This is a genomic window from Bradyrhizobium sp. Ken01, assembly GCF_055807355.1.
The window spans coordinates 155,169-172,396 of sequence record NZ_JBVVPC010000010.1 but is presented as its reverse complement, the minus strand read 5'-3'; the positions used below and the strand labels follow the sequence as shown (position 1 = coordinate 172,396).

The following is a 17,228-nucleotide window of genomic DNA, read 5'->3' as shown; positions in this document are numbered from 1 at the left end:
TGAGGGACGGGATGTTTTCGCTTCGTCATGCCCGGGCTTGTCCCGGGCATCCACGTTCTTGGGCGCCGGTTGTGTGGAAGCCCGTGGATGGCCGGGACAAGCCCGGCCACGACGACGCTGAGAGTGGCTTCGATCCCATCTGTCGCAGCGCGGCGTCTTGCTCTAGCTCTGGCCGAGGATCTTCTTCGCGGCGCGAAGATGCGGCTTGTCGATCATCTGGCCGTCGAGGCGCAGCGTGCCGGAGTTCGGATTGCTCGCGAACGCCGCGATCACCTTCTCCGCCCAATTGCGCTCGGCCTCGGTCGGCTCGAACGCCGCGTTGACCACGTCGACGTGCTTGGGATGGATCAGCGCTTTCGCCGAAAAACCGTCGCGCCGCGCCGCGCGCGTTTCCTGTTCGAGCCCCGCCAGATTGTCGATGTCGGTATATACCGTGTCGATCGGCGCGACCTCGGCCGCGGCGGCGGCCATCAGGCAGAGATCGCGCGCCAGGCGATAAGGGCTATGGAACACGCCGCCTGATGCCTTTTCAGTCGCGCCGAGCGAGGCCGAGAGATCTTCCGCGCCCCACATCAGGCCCGCGAGGCGAGGGGAGCAGCCCTTGTAGTTGCCGAGCCCGAAGATCGATCCTGCGGTTTCGGTCGCGACGCAGACGATGCGCGTTGAGCCGATTGCGATACCAGCCGCAGCTTCCAAAGCTTCGAGCCAGGTCGCGACCTGCCGCACGTCGTCGCCGCCCTGCGATTTCGGCAGGACGATGCCGTCGGGCTTGCCTGGAATCACCGCGGCAAGGTCAGCGAGCGTCATGCCGGTGTCGAGCGCGTTGACGCGGACATAGAGCTGATGGGGCTTGTTGCGGCCCTTCAGCATCGCCAGCGTCAACCCGCGCGCCTCCGGCTTCTTGTCGGTGACGACGGAATCCTCGAGATCGATGATCAGCGCGTCGGCGTTGCCTTCGTTGGCCTTCTCGAATTTGCGCGGGGAGTCGCCCGGCACGAACAGCATCGAACGCATCAGACCGGCCTCTTGTGCATCATCGCCATGCGGCGGCATTTGCCGACAATCTCGTCGTTCTGGTTGAGAGCGTGGTGCTCGAACTCGACGATGCCCGCCTTGGGGCGCGATTTGGATTCCCGCAATGAAAGCACCTTCGTCGTCGCCCGCAAAGTGTCGCCATGGAAGACCGGTTTCGGAAACGTGACGTCGGTCATGCCGAGATTGGCAACGGTGGTGCCCATGGTCGTATCATAGACCGTCATGCCGATCATGATGCCGAGGGTGTAAAGGCTGTTGAAAATGCGCTGGCCGAACTCGGTCTGGGCCGCAAAATGTGCGTCGATGTGCAGCGGCTGCGGATTGAGCGTCAGCAGGCTGAACATCGTGTTGTCCATCTCCGTGACGGTCCGGGTCAGCGGATGACTGAACTCCTGGCCCACGGAAAAGTCCTCGAAATAAAGTCCGGCCATCGCGGTTTCCTCCCTGCGAAATAACGGCGCGCCCGCATCCTCGCGCCGCATGACCCTATGCATGCTACACACAGTTGATAGGGAAATTCACGTATCTGTACCCTGTTTTTCAAGTTAAAGAACGCAAGCGAAGGCACGTTCGGGCGCACCAATCCACCACGGCCTTCGAGTGGGGAACGCGACGAGGGGGAGATTGCGCGGTCGCTTCTCCCAAGAAGGAGATCAAGAATATGGATTTCGCGCTCACCGCTCAGCAGGAGGCCATTCGCGACGCCGTCGCAAAGGTTTGCGAAGACTTTCCCGACGCCTATTGGCTGAAGAAGGACCACGACGGCGGCTTCCCGCACGACTTTCACAAGGCCATGGCGGACGCCGGCTGGCTCGGCATCTGCGTGCCGGAGGAATATGGCGGCTCCGGCCTCGGCATCACCGAGGCCGCGATCATGATGCGCGCCATCGCCGAATCCGGCGCCGGCATGTCGGGCGCCTCCGCGGTGCACATCAACGTGTTCGGTCTCAATCCCGTGGTCGTGTTCGGCACGGAGGAACAGCGCAAGCGCATGCTGCCGCCGATGGTCGAGGGCCGCGAGAAGGCGTGCTTTGCCGTGACCGAGCCCAACACCGGCCTCAACACCACCCAGCTCAAGACCCGTGCGGTGGCCAAGAACGACCGCTACATCGTCAACGGCCAGAAGGTGTGGATCTCGACCGCGCAGGTCGCGCACAAGATCCTGCTGCTGGCGCGCACCACGCCGCTGGAGGAGGTGCGCTCGCCGACGCATGGGTTGAGCCTGTTCTATACGGACTTCGATCGCAACAGGATCAAGGTCCACGAGATCGAGAAGATGGGCCGCAAAGTCGTAGATTCCAACGAGCTGTTCTTCGAGGATTTCGAGATCCCCATGGAAGACCGGATCGGCGAAGAAGGCAAAGGCTTCCAGTATATCCTCGAAGGCATGAACCCGGAGCGCATCCTGATCGCAGCGGAAGCCGTCGGCCTCGGCAAGCTCGCGTTGTCGCGCGCGACCGAATACGCCAAGACGCGCGTGGTGTTCAACCGGCCTATCGGCAAGAACCAGGGCATTCAGCATCCGCTGGCCGTAAACTGGGTTGAGCTCGAGGCGGCCTGGTTGATGGTGATGTCGGCGGCCTGGCAATACGACAGGGGCATGCCTTGCGGCGGCGCTGCCAATGCCGCGAAATACATTGCGGGTGAGGCCGGATACCATGCCTGCGAGCAGGCGGTGATGACCCATGGCGGCTTCGGCTACGCCAAGGAATTCCACGTCGAGCGTTACTTGCGCGAAGTGCTGATCCCGCGCATCGCGCCGGTCAGCCCGCAGCTTGCGCTCAGCTTCATTGCGGAAAAGGTGCTGGGGCTGGCCAAGTCATACTAGGCTTGAGCGCGCACCATTGCGGGGCGCTGCGATGGTCGCCTCCAAGCGAAGCCCATAGACGTTATTCCGCAGCGATCCGGTCCATCGCCATGGCCCGAAGCCTGGCGCGCTGGATCTTGACGCCGTTCGCGCTGTCGGTGACGGGGAAGGCCTCCACGATATAGATCCGCGCCGGGACCTTGTAGCCGGCGAGCCGCTCGCGCAGGCGCGCGATCAACGCGTCCTGCCGCGGCGGCTCGTGGTGGGGGTCCTGGGTGGCGATCACGAAGGCAACGCAGCGTGCGTTTCCCTTCAGATCGACCGCGACGACCTGGGCGTCGGCCACACCAGCGCACGCTTTGAGCTCGTCCTCGATCTCGCCCGGCGCAACCAGGAAGCCGCCGAGCCGCATGGCGTCGCCCGCGCGGGTCTCGTAGACGAAGGAGCCGTCGCCGCGCAGCCGGCCGATGTCGCCGGTGCGGAAGAAGCCGTCTGCGGTGATGGCGTCGCGCGTCGCGTCGGGATTGTTGTAGTAGCCGAGGAAGCGTGACGGCGCCCGGATCTCGATCTCGCCGGAGACCCCGGGAGCCGCGAGTTCGCCGGTCTCGGTATCGCGCACACGGACCCTGGCCTCCGGCGACATCGGCCAGCCGCCGCCCTCGATGCGATCGGTGAAGCCATCACTCGAGTGTGCGATCGAGAACAGCGCCTGCACCTCACTCGAACCGTAGAGGCCGTGCAACGGCATGCCGCGCGCCTCGGCCTCCGCGGCAAGCTCGCGCCAGCCGGGCTGGAACGCGGCAAAGCCGCAGACTTCGAGAGGCGGAAACGGACGCGCCGCGTCGGTGAGGGCGAGGATGCGGCGGAACATCTCGTCCGAGCCAAAGGCATGCGTGATCCCGCACTCGCGGAGAAGCTTCAGCGCCGGTGCCGCCTCGAAGGCGTCGAGCGCATGGACGGTCGCACCCGCTGCGACGAAGCCGAGCAGGCTCGTCATGCCGAAGGTGCCGCAGAACGGCAGCATGGCCAGCAATGCATGGCGCTGCGGTGAGAGCTTTAGCGCCTTGGCAACGCAGGCGGCGTGCGTGGCCAACGTTCGCTGCGAATGCGCGACAAGCTTCGGTCCTTTGGTCGTGCCTGACGTCGTGTAGAGCAGAACCGGCAGATCGAAATCATCCTGAGCCGGCGGGGCGGGCGGATAGCGCTTCTCGAAGGCATCGAAGCGCACACAGGGCCAACGTGTGGGAATCGCATCCCCGCCGACCACCGCGAGCTCTCGCAGCGCAGGCACCTCGTCCTTCGCAACGTCGGCGAGAATAGCGGCAAAGTCGATCGAGCGGAACGCGGCTTCGACCACCATTAGCCTGGCGCCGGACAGCTTCAGGAGATGCGCGACCTCCGCGCTGCGGTAGCGCGTATTGACGGCGGCGACGATTGCCCCACGCCGGGCGGCGGCGAACAGCAGCGCGATCCATTCGATCCGGTTGACCAGCCAGACCGCGACGACGTCGCCCTTGCCGATACCGTGCGCGGCAAGCCAGGCGGCGGTCTGCTCGATCTTTTCCGAGAACTCCGCGCGCGAGACCGGCGTGCCATCGAACACGAAGGCCGGATAGGCCGCCTCGGTCCGGATCAGCGATTGCAGCGAAAATTCATTGGCGCTCATGGCAACCGGACTAACCCGACCGCGCGAACCTGTCTACTTGGTGCCGAACATCCGGTCGCCGGCGTCGCCCAGCCCCGGCACGATATAGCCGTGGTCGTTGAGCCGCTCGTCGATCGCGGCGGTCCAGACCGGCACGTCGGGATGCTCGCTCTGGAACTGCGCGACGCCTTCAGGCGCCGCCAGAAGGCAGACGAAGCGGATGTCGCGGGCGCCGCGCGCCTTCAGCAGCGAGGCGCCGGCGCAGGCCGAGTTGCCGGTCGCCAGCATAGGGTCCATCAGGATCACGGTGCGGTCCGACAGGTCCTGCGGCGCCTTGAAGTAATACTCCACCGCCTGCAACGTATCAGGATCGCGGTAGAGCCCGATATGAGCGATGCGCGCCGAGGGCATCAGCGCCAGCATGCCATCGAGGAAGCCGACGCCGGCGCGCAGGATCGGCGCCAGCGTGAGCTTCTTGCCGGCGATCTTGGGCGCCCGCATCGGCGCAATCGGCGTCTCGATCTCGACCAGCTCCAGCGGCAGGTCGCGCGTTACCTCGTAGCCGAGCAGCATCCCGATCTCGTTCAGGATCTCGCGAAAGCTCTTGGTCGAGCGGTCCTTCTCCCGCATCAGGGAGAGCTTGTGCTGGACCAGGGGATGGGCGACGACGTTGACGTTGCTGATGCTCATGAAACCGATCTACACGGTTCCATGAAATTTCGCCAGATCGGCCGGGTATTTTCCGCGGGATACGTGGCCTCAGGCGGGCATCGCGACCGCGCTGTGCGCCCGGCTGCTTGCCTCGTAGGCAGCCATGGTCAATTGGCGGTCGATCGCCGCGCGGAAATCCTAGACCCCGAGCCCGCGCGCGACGAGCGTGATCACGATCGTTAGGATCGCGCCCCAGACCAGACTCAACGTCATGGTCAGGATCGTCGTGGTGACCGCGTGCTCGAAATTTCCCTTGAGGAGGTGCACGTTACCTGTCCGGGGCAGGCGCAGCGCCGATGCGCGTGCCGAGCAGCAACGCACCCAGCAATGCGACCAGGATGGCGATCTTGAGCTCGATCACGGCCACAGCCTTGCCGCCACGCGCGCAAGAATCTGCCTGGCTCGCTGCGCCAGCACGATCAGGAAATTGCCGCGGTTCTCGACGTCGAGTTCGAAGGTGTCGGTGGGGAACACCAGGGCGCAGTGCGCCGGTGCGCTCTGACGGTTGGCAAAATCCACCGCCGAGCTCTTGAACAGGAATAGACCGCCGACACGTTCATTCGCTTCGCGCGCGACCCAGAGGCCGGCGCCGTTGCGCCCAATGAAGAAGGCGGGAATGGCGGCGCTGACGACATCCGGATCGAGCGGCCTGAGCGTTGCCGCCTGTTTGATGTGAGCTCCGCGACGGGAAGTCTGAAGGCTAATTGCGGCCATGGCGGCCTCTTCACACATCTGCAAGGTCATGATGGTCTCCGTGCCGGTCAGACGTGCATGTGCCAGACATAGATTGCGGTCCTCAGTGCGATCAGCGCAGTGAGCACGCTGCCCATCGAGAGCAAGGCGAACCCCTGCAGGGCGACGCGCTTGAGCTGGGCCTTGCTCGCCGTCGAGATCCACGACGGGCGATCGGCTTCATCGAAGGGCTGGTCAAGGCTATGTGTCAGCATCGACATCTTGGAAGTCCTTGTCTGTGGTGCGGCGAGACGGCCGCTCCAATCTGCCTCTCATGATGGCCATCGCCGCGTAAGATTGCGAGATGACCGCCGGGGCCGCCGCATAGGAATGTCATAAAGACGCCGGCGGTCGCACCTTGGCTGCATGCGATATCGGCAACGCTACGCGAGGCGTCAGGCCCCGACGCTGTCGGTCAGCTCCTCGTCGGCGAGCGCCGCGAAGGCGCGTACCACCTCCCGCTGCGCGGCCGCGTCCAGCGGCACGATCGGCAGCCTTGTGGCCGGCGACATCAGACCCAGCACGCTCAGTGCGCTCTTGAGCGCCGCCGGGCTGTCCTTGGCGAGGCAGGCGATGAGCGGGATCAGGCGCTTGTGCAGGTAGCGGGCGGATTGCAGGCGGCCTTGCCTGACCTGGGAAAAGATCGTTCGGCACAGACCCGGCGCGATGTTGGCGACCTCCGAGATCGCGCCGTCGCCGCCGCTTGCGATATAGCCTAAGGCGGTGACGTCGTCGCCGGAGAGCAGGCGAAAGCCTGATGGCAGCAGCCGGGCGAGGCGCATCGGGCGGGTGATGTCACCGCTTGCGTCGCGCAGGCCCACGAACTGACGGGATTCGACGAGGCGCAGAAGCGTCTCGTCGGCGAGTGGGCGCAGCGTACGGGAGGGAATGTCGTGCAGGATCAAGGACAAACCGGTCGCACCGGCAATGGCGCGGAAGTGCGCGAGCATCCCGTCCTGCATCGGCTTGTTGTAGGCCGGCACCACCGCCATCACGGCATCGGCGCCGGTGGCCTCGGCGCGGCGGGCAAGTTCGATGGCATGGCCGGTCGAATTCGACAGCGCGCCGGCGATGATCCGCACGCGGCCGCGAGCGACATCGACCGCGGTGCGAATCACGAGCTCCTGCTCGGCCGGCGAGAGCGTTGGTGCCTCGCCGGCGGTCTCGCAGACCACGATGGCGGAGACGCCCGCCGCGACTTGGCGCTCGCAGAGCGCTGCGAACGCCTTGAGATCGATGGCTTCAGCCGCGTCGAACGGCGTCGGCAGATCCGGAATGAAGCCGGTGAACCAGGCAGAGGGAGGAATGAACATGGCTTCCCGCGGAAGAGCGCCGGCTCAGGCGGCGCGCTGCGAGACGATGGTGTTAGGGTTCTTGCCCATGTCGAGCTCGATCTCGCGCGGCAGCTCGACGACGGTTTCCGGATGCTGTCCGTTCTCGAACAGCGCATATTTGACGGCCTGGGCGCGGCTGACGAACAGGCCGCCATAGAGGCCGTTCTGCTCCTGCGCGACCCATTGTCCTCTATGGTTGCGGCCGATGAAAACAATGGTCGAGAGGAAGCTGCACGAGGGAGGTTCGATGAGTTTCACGGATGTATTCCTTCTGAACAACGCCGGCGGGGGAGGCATGTCCCTGCCTGCGCGCTCAATATCCTGTCTTGCGAATATGATTTCGAGGGCGCCTGCGCGGCGATCTCATAGGAAGGTCATAAAGCGGGTCGCTCAGGCCACATCATTGGCGATGTGGACCAGCGCGAACAATGCGCCGAAGGCGACAGCTTCGTCCCAATGATTGAGGGCAGGGCTGAACAGCGGTTCGCGCCTGACGAGGCCGGCGAGCGCGCACAGGATGATCGACATCCAGAGCAGGACGGCGAGGCTTCGGCCAAAACCGACGCTGCCGAATGCGGCAAAGACAACGAGCAGCACAACGCGAGCGGCGAAGCGTGCGATCACGCGCGCCGGGCTCAGCGTGTGCGAAATGTCGGGGGCTTGCGACACGGCGTGAATCCGTCAGGCCGCTAGCCGAAATTGTCGCAGGCGAGCGGTTCGTAAAGCGGATCCAGTACAGGACGAACGGAGGGAACGCTCGGCCGCGACGCTTCCGCGGCGAGTGCCTGGACCTCGACGAACGCCGACAGCAGGGCGATCGCGAGGTCGCCATGGCATCCTTCGATCGCGGCGTCCAGCCAGTCCGGTAATTCGCGCTCCCGCGAGAGCGCGCAGTGCCATTCGCCCTCGTCATAGGCGAGGCGGCGGACCTGCCACATCGGCAGCTCGAGCTCCATCAATGCCAGCGTCGCATCGGCCCAGGCCTCGGCATCGATCAGGCGCATGACACGTGCCGTGCGCTCGCTTCGGCCGAGTGAAGGGAAGCGCCGGCAGGCCTTGTCGATGATCTCGAGCATCAACGGTTGCGTCATCACCTGCGCATTGCGCAAGCGGTTACCAAGTGACGGTGGATCGTAGTGTCGGAGAGCGGCGGTGGTCATGTCAGGCCTCCTGGAGGTGGCGTCGGTCAGTCGGCCGGCGTCTCCAAGATGGCCAAAGCGGCATTTGAAAACGAGATGGGGAAGGGGCGGTAGATATAAGGATTTCATAAGTGTGGGATGGGGCGGTGGCGCGCCATCCTCCGCCGTCGTCCCGGCCTTTTATGAGATTCCTATAACTTCGCGATGGCCCTCGTCTCGAAAACCTATGCCCGCGGTGGCACTTCAGCCCGGTCAAAAGTCCCGGTAGGCGCCGTGGAAATGCACCGGCATTTCCTTTCACGCGCCGACCGGGTCTCCCGAGAAACGGTTGCGCCGAAATCAAGGGCGCAACGAGGAGCAATCCCATGATGGACATTCTGATGCTGGCGCTGGGCTTCGGCTTCTTCGCCGTTGCGATCGGTTACACCTACGCCTGCGAACGGCTCTGAGGGAGCGGACCATGATCTTCGATTATTCGCTCGCCGGTGCCGTCTCGCTCGGCCTCCTGTTCTACCTCACTTACGCGCTGCTGCGGCCCGAACGATTCTGACCGTGCTCCTGCTTCTCAAACTGCTGCTGGCGGACGCCGCGCTCGTCGCCTGCCTGCTTGCACTGCTCCTGCCGCTCCTGCGCAGGACACAAGTCCTAAAGGGTTAAATCCATGACCATGATCGGTTGGCTCCAGATCATCCTATACTGCGTCATCATCGTTGCGCTGACAAAGCCGCTCGGCTGGTACATGACGCGCGTGTTCAACGGCGAGCGAACCTTCCTGTCGCCGGTGCTGCGTCCGATCGAGACCGGCATCTACTGGTTCTCCGGCGTCGACGAGAAGCGCGAGCAGCATTGGCTCACTTATACGGTCGCCATGCTGCTGTTCCATGTCGGTGGCTTCCTCATCATCTACGGCGTGATGCGGCTGCAGGATGTACTGCCGTTCAATCCGGCCGGGCAGTCGGCGGTCGCCGCGGATTTGTCCTTTAACACCGCGATCTCCTTCATCACCAACACCAACTGGCAGAACTACGGTGGTGAGAGCACGATCTCCTATCTCGTGCAGATGCTCGGCCTGACGCACCAGAACTTCCTGTCGGCGGCGACCGGCATCGCGCTCGCGGTGGCCCTGATCCGCGGCTTCTCGCGTGCGTCGGCACGCACCGTCGGGAATTTCTGGGTCGATGTCACCCGCTGCACATTGTACGTCCTGCTGCCGATCTGCATCGTCTACACGCTGTTCCTGGTCTCGCAGGGCATGCCGCAGACGCTGGGTGACTATGTCGAGGCCACCACGCTCGAAGGTGCCAAGCAGACCATCGCGGTCGGTCCGGTCGCCTCGCAGGTCGCGATCAAGATGCTCGGCACCAACGGCGGCGGCTTCTTCAACGCCAACGCGGCGCATCCGTTCGAGAATCCGACTGCGCTGTCGAACTTCATTCAGATGCTGTCGATCTTCGCACTCGGCGCGGCGCTCACCAACGTGTTCGGCCGCATGGTTGGCAACCAGCGCCAGGGTTGGGCGATCCTCGCGGTGATGGGCGTGCTGTTCCTCGCCGGTGTCGCCGTCACCTATTGGGCGGAGGCCAACGGTACTTCGACCCTGCATGCGCTCGGCCTGACCGGCGGCAACATGGAAGGCAAGGAGGTTCGCTTCGGCATCGTCGCGTCCTCCCTGTTCGCCGTGATCACGACGGCCGCCTCCTGCGGCGCCGTCAACGCCATGCATGACAGCTTCACCGCGCTCGGCGGCATGATTCCGCTGATCAACATCGAGCTCGGCGAAATCATTGTCGGCGGCGTCGGGGCCGGTATGTACGGCATGCTGCTGTTCGTCATCCTCGCGATCTTCGTGGCGGGCCTCATGGTCGGTCGCACGCCGGAATATGTCGGCAAGAAGATCGAGGCGCGCGAGGTCAAGATGGCAATGCTCGCGATCCTGGTGCTGCCACTGATGATCCTTGGCTGGACCGCGGTCGGCGTGGTCTATCCGGCGGCCGTCGCCTCGATGGCAAATGCCGGACCGCATGGCTTCACCGAGGTGCTCTATGCCTTCACCTCGGCGACCGGCAACAACGGCTCGGCCTTCGCAGGCCTCACCGGCAACACCTTCTTCTACAATCTCACGCTGGCAAGCGCGATGTTCGTCGGCCGCTTCTTCATGATCATTCCCGCGATGGCGATTGCGGGTTCGCTGGCCGCCAAGAAATCGATCCCGCCGTCCGCGGGCACCCTCCCGACCACCGGCGGGCTGTTCGTCGGCCTGGTCGTCGGCGTGATCCTGATCATCGGGGGACTGACCTTCTTCCCGGCGCTCGCCCTCGGTCCGATCGTCGAGCATCTCGCGATGAACGCCGGCCAAATCTTCTGACCAGCAAGTGTTCTGAACAGCAAGTGTTCTGATCGATAGCCTTCTGATTGTTTGGAGTGACCTCCATGGATACCATGAAACTGCAAAAGCGTGCGTCCGTCTCGGCGATGTTCGATCCCAAGATCGTCGTGCCTGCGATCCGCGCGTCCTTCATCAAGCTCGATCCGCGCTTGATGATCAAGAACCCCGTGATGTTCGTGGTCGAGATCGTGGCCGCGCTCACCACGGTGATCTTCCTGCGCGACCTCGTCACGGGCGGCGGGAATCTCGGCTTTACCTTCCAGATCATCGTCTGGCTCTGGTTCACGGTGCTGTTTGCCAATCTTGCCGAAGCCGTGGCCGAAGGCCGCGGCAAGGCACAAGCGGAATCGCTGCGCAAGACCCGCACCGAGAGCCAGGCCAAGCTGCTGACCGGCTCTGACCGCACTTTCAAGTTGGTGCCGGGCACCAGCCTCAAGGTCGGCGACATCGTGCTGGTCGAGGCCGGCGATACCATTCCCTCCGATGGCGAGGTGATCGAGGGCGTCGCGTCCGTCAACGAGGCCGCCATCACCGGCGAGTCCGCACCCGTGATCCGCGAATCCGGCGGCGATCGTTCGGCGGTGACCGGCGGCACCCAGGTGCTGTCCGACTGGATCCGCGTGCGGATCACGGCAGCGCAAGGTTCGACCTTCATCGACCGCATGATCAAGCTCGTCGAGGGCGCCGAGCGGGCGAAGACCCCGAACGAGATCGCGCTCAACATTCTGCTGGCCGGCCTCACCATCATCTTCGTGTTCGCAACCGTCACCATCCCGAGCTACGCGGCCTATGCCGGCGGCTCGATCTCGGTGGTTGTGCTGGTTGCGCTGTTCGTGACGCTGATCCCGACCACCATCGGCGCGCTGCTGTCGGCAATCGGCATTGCCGGCATGGACCGCCTGGTCCGCTTCAACGTGTTGGCGATGTCCGGTCGCGCCGTCGAGGCCGCCGGCGACGTCGACACGCTGCTGCTCGACAAGACCGGAACGATTACACTTGGCAACCGCCAGGCGACCTCCTTCCGCCCGGTGCGCGGCGTCACCGAGCAGGAGCTCGCGGACGCGGCCCAGCTCGCCTCGCTCGCCGACGAGACCCCGGAGGGCCGTTCGATCGTGGTGCTGGCCAAGGAGAAATACGGCATCCGTGGCCGCGACATGGCCGAGTTGGGAGCCACCTTCATCCCATTCACCGCGCAGACCCGCATGAGCGGCGTCGATGCCGGCGGCTCGTCGGTGCGCAAGGGCGCGGTCGATGCGATCCTCAATTATGTCGGCGGCGGTGCGCCGCTGGTGGTCGCCTCGGGCAACACGGCTCGTTCCATCCAGCCCGCCGGGCTCTCGGACATCGGTCGCGAGATCCAAACCATTGCCGACGACATATCGAAGGCCGGCGGCACGCCGCTGGCGGTCGCCAGGGACGGCAAGCTGCTAGGCGTCATTCAGCTCAAGGACATCGTCAAGGGCGGTATCCGTGAGCGCTTTGCCGAGCTGCGACGCATGGGCATCCGCACCGTCATGATTACCGGCGACAATCCCATGACGGCCGCCGCGATCGCAGCGGAAGCCGGCGTCGACGACTTCCTGGCGCAGGCAACTCCCGAGGACAAGCTCAAGCTGATCCGCGACGAGCAGGCCAAGGGCAAGCTGGTGGCGATGTGCGGCGACGGCACCAACGACGCGCCGGCGCTCGCGCAGGCAGACGTCGGTGTCGCCATGAACACCGGCACGCAGGCTGCTCGCGAGGCCGGCAACATGGTCGACCTCGACTCCAACCCCACCAAGCTGATCGAGGTGGTCGAGATCGGCAAGCAGCTGCTGATGACGCGCGGCGCACTCACCACGTTCTCGATCGCCAACGACGTTGCGAAGTATTTCGCGATCATCCCGGCAATGTTCCTGGCGTTCTACCCCCAGCTCAACGTGCTCAACGTCATGAACCTGTCGAGCCCGCAGAGTGCTATCCTGTCGGCGATCATCTTCAACGCGCTTGTTATCATCGCGCTGATCCCGCTGGCGCTGAAGGGCGTCGCCTATCGCGCGGTCGGGGCCGGCGCACTGCTCCGGCGCAATCTGCTGATCTACGGCCTCGGCGGCATCGTCATACCCTTCATCGGCATCAAGGCGATCGACCTCGTCGTCGTTGCCTTGCACCTGGCTTAACCCCGTCATTGCGAGCGAAGCGATGCAGTCCAGAATTCTTGCCACGACTGAGAGACTGGATTGCTTCGTCGCTTCGCTCCTCGCAATGACGAAAGAAATAGGAGAAACACATGCTCAGAGAAATCCGCCCCGCCATCGTCCTGCTGCTGGTGCTCACTGCCATCACCGGACTTGCCTATCCGCTGGCGATGACCGCTATTGCCGGCGCGATCTTTCCCGCGCAGGCTCAGGGCAGCCTGATCGAGAAGGACGGTCACGTGGTCGGCTCCGCCCTGATCGGGCAGGAGTTCAAGGACGACAAATATTTCCACGGCCGCCTCTCGGCGACGGTGGCGCCGGATCCGAGCGATTCGACCAAGACCGTGCCGGCGCCCTACAACGCCGCCAATTCTGGTGGCTCCAATCTCGGCCCGACCAGCAAGGCGCTGGCCGACCGGCTGAAGGAAGATGTGGACAAGCTCAAAAGCGAGAACCCGAATGCCGCCGTGCCGGTCGACCTCGTGACGACCTCGGCCAGCGGCCTCGATCCCGACATTTCGCCGGAAGCGGCGCAATTCCAGGTGCCGCGCGTGGCGAAGGCGCGAAACGTGCCGGAGGATCAGGTCAAGCAACTGGTGGCTTCCAACATCCAGGGCCGCCTGCTCGGCCTGATCGGCGAGCCCCGGGTCAACGTGTTGGCTCTGAACCTCGCGCTCGATCGTGCCACAAAGTAGTCTAGGCTAGGTCCGCGCCGATGATTATATTGGCCTGATGGTCCGAGAGCGCCGCGATCCCGAACAACGTCCTTCGCCCGAGGCGCTGCTGGAAGCCGCGCGCCGGGAGGAGGGCGTGAGCGGCAAGCTGAAGATCTTCGTCGGCGCCGCTCCCGGCGTCGGCAAGACCTACGAGATGCTGCAAAGCGCCCACGCCAGGCGCAAGTCAGGCCTTGACGTCGTGGTCGGCTTCGTCGAGACCCATGGCCGCGCCGAGACCGAGGCGCTGGTGCGGGGGCTGGAAGTGATCCCGCGCAAGAAGCTCGACTACCGCGGCCAGATTGTCGAGGAAATGGACCTCGATGCCGTGATCGCGCGCCGGCCGAAAATCGCGCTGGTGGACGAACTCGCCCACACCAATGCCGCCGGCAGCCGCCATCCAAAACGCTATCTCGACGTCGAGGAGCTGCTGTCCCACGGCATCGACGTCTACACCGCCGTCAATATTCAGCACATCGAGAGCCTGAACGACGTCGTCGCGCAGATCACCCATGTGCGGGTGCGGGAGACCGTGCCGGATTCGGTGTTCGACCGCGCAGACGCCATCGAACTGATCGACCTCACGCCCGACGATCTGATCCAGCGGCTGAAAGAGGGCAAGGTCTATGTCCCCAGGCAGGCCGAGCGGGCGCTGGAGCATTATTTCTCGCCGGGCAACCTGACCGCGCTGCGCGAACTCGCCCTGCGGCGCACCGCCGAACGGGTCGACGAGCAGCTGCTCACCCACATGCAGGCGAACGCGATCGCCGGTCCCTGGGCAGCGGGCGAGCGCATCCTCGTCTGCGTCAGCGAAGATCCGCGAGCGGCCGGGCTCGTGCGCTATACCAAGCGCCTGGCCGACCGGCTGCATGCGCCGTTCACTGCGATCTCGATCGAGACGCGGCGCTCGCTCCAACTCTCAGACGAGGCGCGAGACCAGCTCGCCGACACGCTGCGGCTTGCCGAAGCGCTCGGCGGCGAGGCGCTGACCATTCCGGCTGTCGGCCGCCGCATCGCCGACGACGTCATCAACTTCGCGCAAGGCAACAATGTCACCCAGATCGTGATCGGCAAGTCGACGCGCTCGCGCTGGTTCGAGATGACGCGCGGCTCCGTCGTGCATGATCTGGTGGGCCGCGCCGGCAATATCAGCATTCACGTCATTCCGGGCGACGAGTTGTCCGGCGAGCCCGCGCCGAAGACGTCGGTGCAGACCGCTGCACGCTCGGAACCGTTCAATCCGCTGCCCTATCTGAAGGCGCTCGGCATCGTTCTGGTCGGCCTCGGCGCCGCCGAGCTGATTCAGCCGAGATTCGGCATCGAGAACGTGGACCTCGTGCTGCTGACGGCTGTGGTGGCGGTCGCTGTGCGGTATGGACTGTGGCCGTCGCTGCTCGCGACCGTCGCGGCCTCGCTCTCCTACAATTTCTTCTTCATCCCGCCGATCTACACCTTCACGATCACCGATCCGACCAACGTCGCCGCCTTCGTCCTGTTTACGGTGGTTGCGATGATCGTCTCGAATGTCGCAGCGCGGGTGCGCACCCAGGCCGACACCGCGATCGGGCGCATCAGGACCACCGAGCAGCTGTATGCGTTCAGCCGCAAGCTCGCCGGCACCGGCACGCTCGACGACGTGCTGTGGGCGACCGCTTACCAGACCGCGCTCATGCTCAAGGTCCGCGTCGTGCTCTTGCTGCCGGACGACGGCCTGCTCACGGTGAAGTCGGGCTATCCCCCCGAGGACGATCTCGATCAGGCGGACCTTGCCGCCGCCAACTGGGCCTGGAGCAATGACCGCCCTGCAGGTCGCGGCTCGGACACGCTGCCGGGAGCAAAACGGCTGTTCCTGCCGATGCGCACCGGGCGCGGCCCGATCGGCGTCATCGGCATCGACGACGACCGCACAGGTCCCTTGCTGACGCCGGACCAGCGTCGCCTGCTCGACGCGCTGGTCGACCAGGGCGCGCTGGCGATCGAGCGCGTGCTGCTGGTCGAGGACGTCGATCGCGTCAAGCGCACCGTGGAATCCGAGCGGCTGCGTTCCGCATTGCTGACCTCGATTTCACACGACCTGAAGACGCCGCTCGCATCCGTGCTGGGTGCGGCCTCGACCATGCGCGATCTCGCCAGCGCGCTCTCCGACACCGAGAAGCGCGACCTGCTCGCCACCGTGATCGACGAATCCGAACGGCTCAACCGCTTCATCGCCAATCTGCTCGACATGACCAAGCTCGAATCCGGCGCCATCGTGCCCAACGCTGCGTTGCACGATCTTGGAGAGATCGTCGGCAGCGCGCTCCGCCGTGCAGCCAAGATCCTCACCGCCCACAAGGTGGAGCTGGAGTTGGCCGCAGACCTTCCTATGCTCCAGCTCGATGCGGTGCTGTTCGAGCAGGTGCTGTTCAACCTGCTCGACAACGCCGCCAAATATTCGCCGCCCCACGCGACGGTCTCGATTCGCAGCCGGCGCGACAGCGATCATGTGGTGCTCCAGATTGCGGACGAGGGCGACGGCATTCCGTCCGAGGAGCTCGAGAGCGTGTTCGACAAGTTTTATCGCGTGCAGAAGGGCGACCATGTCCGCCCCGGCACCGGGCTCGGGCTCGCCATCTCCCGCGGCTTCGTCGAGGCGATGCATGGCACGATCTCGGCCGCGAATCGCAGCGACCGGAGCGGCGCGGTACTGACCATCCGTCTGCCCATTCCGGCCCGGACCCACGCATTGGATACCGCCGCATGAGCGCCGCCGCGATCAAAGTGCTGGTCATCGACGACGAGCCGCCGATCCGCAAATTGCTGCGGATGGGGCTCTCGACCCAAGGCTATGAGATCCTGGAGGCGTCCAACGGCAAGACCGCGCTGGAGAAGCTCAGCGAGGATCCCGCGCTGATCATCCTCGATCTCGGCCTGCCGGACATCCAGGGTCACGAGTTGTTGCGTACCATCCGCGCCCGCAATGAAGCTGTGCCGATCGTGGTGCTGTCGAGCCGCGGCGACGAGGCCGGCAAGGTGCAGGCGCTCGACCTCGGGGCCGACGATTACCTGACAAAGCCGTTCGGCATGGACGAGCTGCTGGCGCGCCTGCGCGCCGCGCTGCGGCACCAGCTTCAGATCCAGGGCGAGCGCCCAGTGTTTCGTGCCGGCGATCTCTCGGTCGATCTGGTGCGCCGGATCGTCAAGGTCGGCGAGCGCGACGTCAAACTGTCGCCGAAGGAATATGATCTCCTGCGTGTGCTGGTGCAGCACGCCGGCAAGGTGCTCACTCACCGCTTCCTGCTGAGGGAGCTCTGGGACGAACTGACGGATGCGCAATATCTGCGCGTCTATGTCCGCCAGCTCCGGCAGAAGATCGAAGCCGATCCGGAGCGGCCGCAATACGTGCTGACCGAGACGGGGATCGGGTACCGGCTGAAGGCGGGGGACTAGCTTTCGATCCTCATCCTGAGGAGCGCGGAACGCGCGTCTCGAAGGATGAAGGCCCGACTCCCGCAGCGGGGGCCTGCATGGTTCGAGACGGCAATTCGCGCCTCCTCACCATGAGGGAAG

18 protein-coding genes are annotated in these 17,228 nt (G+C 64.7%); 7 read left to right on the top strand and 11 right to left on the bottom strand.

The genetic code is table 11. The annotated features are described in order from the left end of the window. Positions 1–162: 162 nt before the first annotated feature. Both AC0L3S_RS13195 and AC0L3S_RS13190 read right to left on the bottom strand, forming a co-directional pair. Positions 163–1,014, bottom strand: a complete 852-nt coding sequence (locus tag AC0L3S_RS13195; protein ID WP_473279364.1) for an HpcH/HpaI aldolase/citrate lyase family protein — start codon at positions 1,012–1,014, stop codon at positions 163–165. Beyond that, positions 1,014–1,517, bottom strand: coding sequence for a MaoC family dehydratase (locus AC0L3S_RS13190; protein WP_473263604.1), 504 nt, complete (start codon positions 1,515–1,517; stop codon positions 1,014–1,016). Before AC0L3S_RS13190 ends, AC0L3S_RS13195 begins: the two co-directional genes overlap by 1 nt. 179 nt (positions 1,518–1,696) lie before the next feature. On the opposite strand from AC0L3S_RS13190, the gene AC0L3S_RS13185 reads away from it, so the two are divergent. Then, entirely contained in the window at positions 1,697–2,863 is a 1,167-nt protein-coding gene (locus AC0L3S_RS13185; RefSeq protein ID WP_063995098.1) for an acyl-CoA dehydrogenase family protein, read from the top strand. 61 nt (positions 2,864–2,924) lie between these two features. On the opposite strand, the gene AC0L3S_RS13180 is transcribed toward AC0L3S_RS13185, so the two are convergent. The 9 genes from AC0L3S_RS13180 to AC0L3S_RS13140 form a co-directional block, all read right to left on the bottom strand. After that, positions 2,925–4,508, bottom strand: coding sequence for an AMP-binding protein (locus tag AC0L3S_RS13180; RefSeq protein WP_473279363.1), 1,584 nt, complete (start codon positions 4,506–4,508; stop codon positions 2,925–2,927). Between the two features lie 33 nt (positions 4,509–4,541). Next, positions 4,542–5,177: a uracil phosphoribosyltransferase gene (upp, locus tag AC0L3S_RS13175; RefSeq protein WP_007613841.1), complete on the bottom strand. Its 636-nt coding sequence runs from the start codon at positions 5,175–5,177 to the stop codon at positions 4,542–4,544. A gap of 159 nt (positions 5,178–5,336) precedes the next feature. After that, positions 5,337–5,465, bottom strand: a complete 129-nt coding sequence (locus AC0L3S_RS13170; RefSeq protein WP_473279362.1) for a hypothetical protein — start codon at positions 5,463–5,465, stop codon at positions 5,337–5,339. A 90-nt stretch (positions 5,466–5,555) separates the two neighbouring features. Then, positions 5,556–5,942, bottom strand: coding sequence for a hypothetical protein (locus AC0L3S_RS13165; RefSeq protein ID WP_473279361.1), 387 nt, complete (start codon positions 5,940–5,942; stop codon positions 5,556–5,558). Between the two features lie 17 nt (positions 5,943–5,959). Next, entirely contained in the window at positions 5,960–6,151 is a 192-nt protein-coding gene (locus AC0L3S_RS13160; RefSeq protein ID WP_473279360.1) for a hypothetical protein, read from the bottom strand. A gap of 174 nt (positions 6,152–6,325) precedes the next feature. Continuing rightward, positions 6,326–7,243 carry a 4-hydroxy-tetrahydrodipicolinate synthase gene (gene dapA, locus AC0L3S_RS13155; RefSeq protein WP_473279359.1) on the bottom strand — a complete coding sequence of 306 codons (918 nt, stop codon included), beginning with the start codon at positions 7,241–7,243 and terminating at the stop codon, positions 6,326–6,328. 24 nt (positions 7,244–7,267) lie between these two features. Next, the gene (locus tag AC0L3S_RS13150) at positions 7,268–7,522 is read right to left on the bottom strand and encodes a hypothetical protein (RefSeq protein WP_473279358.1); all 255 of its coding nucleotides are present in this window, start codon (positions 7,520–7,522) and stop codon (positions 7,268–7,270) included. Positions 7,523–7,654: 132 nt separating this feature from the next. After that, positions 7,655–7,933, bottom strand: a complete 279-nt coding sequence (locus AC0L3S_RS13145; RefSeq protein ID WP_473279357.1) for a hypothetical protein — start codon at positions 7,931–7,933, stop codon at positions 7,655–7,657. Positions 7,934–7,953: 20 nt separating this feature from the next. Continuing rightward, positions 7,954–8,424, bottom strand: a complete 471-nt coding sequence (locus AC0L3S_RS13140) for a hypothetical protein (protein WP_473263594.1) — start codon at positions 8,422–8,424, stop codon at positions 7,954–7,956. A 439-nt stretch (positions 8,425–8,863) separates the two neighbouring features. Here AC0L3S_RS13140 and AC0L3S_RS13135 point away from each other — a divergent pair, with 439 nt between their 5' ends. The 6 genes from AC0L3S_RS13135 (at position 8,864) to AC0L3S_RS13110 (ending at position 17,108) form a co-directional block, all read left to right on the top strand. Next, positions 8,864–8,953, top strand: a complete 90-nt coding sequence (locus tag AC0L3S_RS13135) for a K(+)-transporting ATPase subunit F (RefSeq protein WP_018454042.1) — start codon at positions 8,864–8,866, stop codon at positions 8,951–8,953. Positions 8,954–9,064: 111 nt separating this feature from the next. Continuing rightward, positions 9,065–10,768 (top strand): potassium-transporting ATPase subunit KdpA, encoded by a 1,704-nt coding sequence (gene kdpA, locus AC0L3S_RS13130; RefSeq protein ID WP_473279356.1) that lies wholly within the window; start codon positions 9,065–9,067, stop codon positions 10,766–10,768. A 65-nt stretch (positions 10,769–10,833) separates the two neighbouring features. Beyond that, positions 10,834–12,948: a potassium-transporting ATPase subunit KdpB gene (gene kdpB / locus AC0L3S_RS13125; RefSeq protein ID WP_473279355.1), complete on the top strand. Its 2,115-nt coding sequence runs from the start codon at positions 10,834–10,836 to the stop codon at positions 12,946–12,948. A gap of 110 nt (positions 12,949–13,058) precedes the next feature. Then, positions 13,059–13,661 (top strand): K(+)-transporting ATPase subunit C, encoded by a 603-nt coding sequence (locus AC0L3S_RS13120; protein ID WP_473263590.1) that lies wholly within the window; start codon positions 13,059–13,061, stop codon positions 13,659–13,661. A 37-nt stretch (positions 13,662–13,698) separates the two neighbouring features. Then, positions 13,699–16,422 (top strand): DUF4118 domain-containing protein, encoded by a 2,724-nt coding sequence (locus AC0L3S_RS13115; protein ID WP_473263589.1) that lies wholly within the window; start codon positions 13,699–13,701, stop codon positions 16,420–16,422. Next, positions 16,419–17,108 (top strand): response regulator, encoded by a 690-nt coding sequence (locus tag AC0L3S_RS13110; RefSeq protein ID WP_473263588.1) that lies wholly within the window; start codon positions 16,419–16,421, stop codon positions 17,106–17,108. Before AC0L3S_RS13115 ends, AC0L3S_RS13110 begins: the two co-directional genes overlap by 4 nt. Positions 17,109–17,228 lie beyond the last annotated feature (120 nt).

What these genes read in the sequence shown, in the direction of transcription:
- dapA (WP_473279359.1), bottom strand. Translation starts at nt 7,243, where the DNA reads ATGTTCATTCCTCCCTCTGCCTGGTTCACCGGCTTCATTCCGGATCTG.
- AC0L3S_RS13110 (WP_473263588.1), top strand. Translation starts at nt 16,419, where the DNA reads ATGAGCGCCGCCGCGATCAAAGTGCTGGTCATCGACGACGAGCCGCCG.
- kdpB (WP_473279355.1), top strand. Translation starts at nt 10,834, where the DNA reads ATGGATACCATGAAACTGCAAAAGCGTGCGTCCGTCTCGGCGATGTTC.
- AC0L3S_RS13195 (WP_473279364.1), bottom strand. Translation starts at nt 1,014, where the DNA reads ATGCGTTCGATGCTGTTCGTGCCGGGCGACTCCCCGCGCAAATTCGAG.
- AC0L3S_RS13165 (WP_473279361.1), bottom strand. Translation starts at nt 5,942, where the DNA reads ATGACCTTGCAGATGTGTGAAGAGGCCGCCATGGCCGCAATTAGCCTT.
- AC0L3S_RS13160 (WP_473279360.1), bottom strand. Translation starts at nt 6,151, where the DNA reads ATGTCGATGCTGACACATAGCCTTGACCAGCCCTTCGATGAAGCCGAT.
- AC0L3S_RS13135 (WP_018454042.1), top strand. Translation starts at nt 8,864, where the DNA reads ATGATCTTCGATTATTCGCTCGCCGGTGCCGTCTCGCTCGGCCTCCTG.
- AC0L3S_RS13185 (WP_063995098.1), top strand. Translation starts at nt 1,697, where the DNA reads ATGGATTTCGCGCTCACCGCTCAGCAGGAGGCCATTCGCGACGCCGTC.
- AC0L3S_RS13180 (WP_473279363.1), bottom strand. Translation starts at nt 4,508, where the DNA reads ATGAGCGCCAATGAATTTTCGCTGCAATCGCTGATCCGGACCGAGGCG.
- AC0L3S_RS13120 (WP_473263590.1), top strand. Translation starts at nt 13,059, where the DNA reads ATGCTCAGAGAAATCCGCCCCGCCATCGTCCTGCTGCTGGTGCTCACT.
- AC0L3S_RS13115 (WP_473263589.1), top strand. Translation starts at nt 13,699, where the DNA reads ATGGTCCGAGAGCGCCGCGATCCCGAACAACGTCCTTCGCCCGAGGCG.
- upp (WP_007613841.1), bottom strand. Translation starts at nt 5,177, where the DNA reads ATGAGCATCAGCAACGTCAACGTCGTCGCCCATCCCCTGGTCCAGCAC.
- AC0L3S_RS13140 (WP_473263594.1), bottom strand. Translation starts at nt 8,424, where the DNA reads ATGACCACCGCCGCTCTCCGACACTACGATCCACCGTCACTTGGTAAC.
- kdpA (WP_473279356.1), top strand. Translation starts at nt 9,065, where the DNA reads ATGACCATGATCGGTTGGCTCCAGATCATCCTATACTGCGTCATCATC.
- AC0L3S_RS13190 (WP_473263604.1), bottom strand. Translation starts at nt 1,517, where the DNA reads ATGCGGCGCGAGGATGCGGGCGCGCCGTTATTTCGCAGGGAGGAAACC.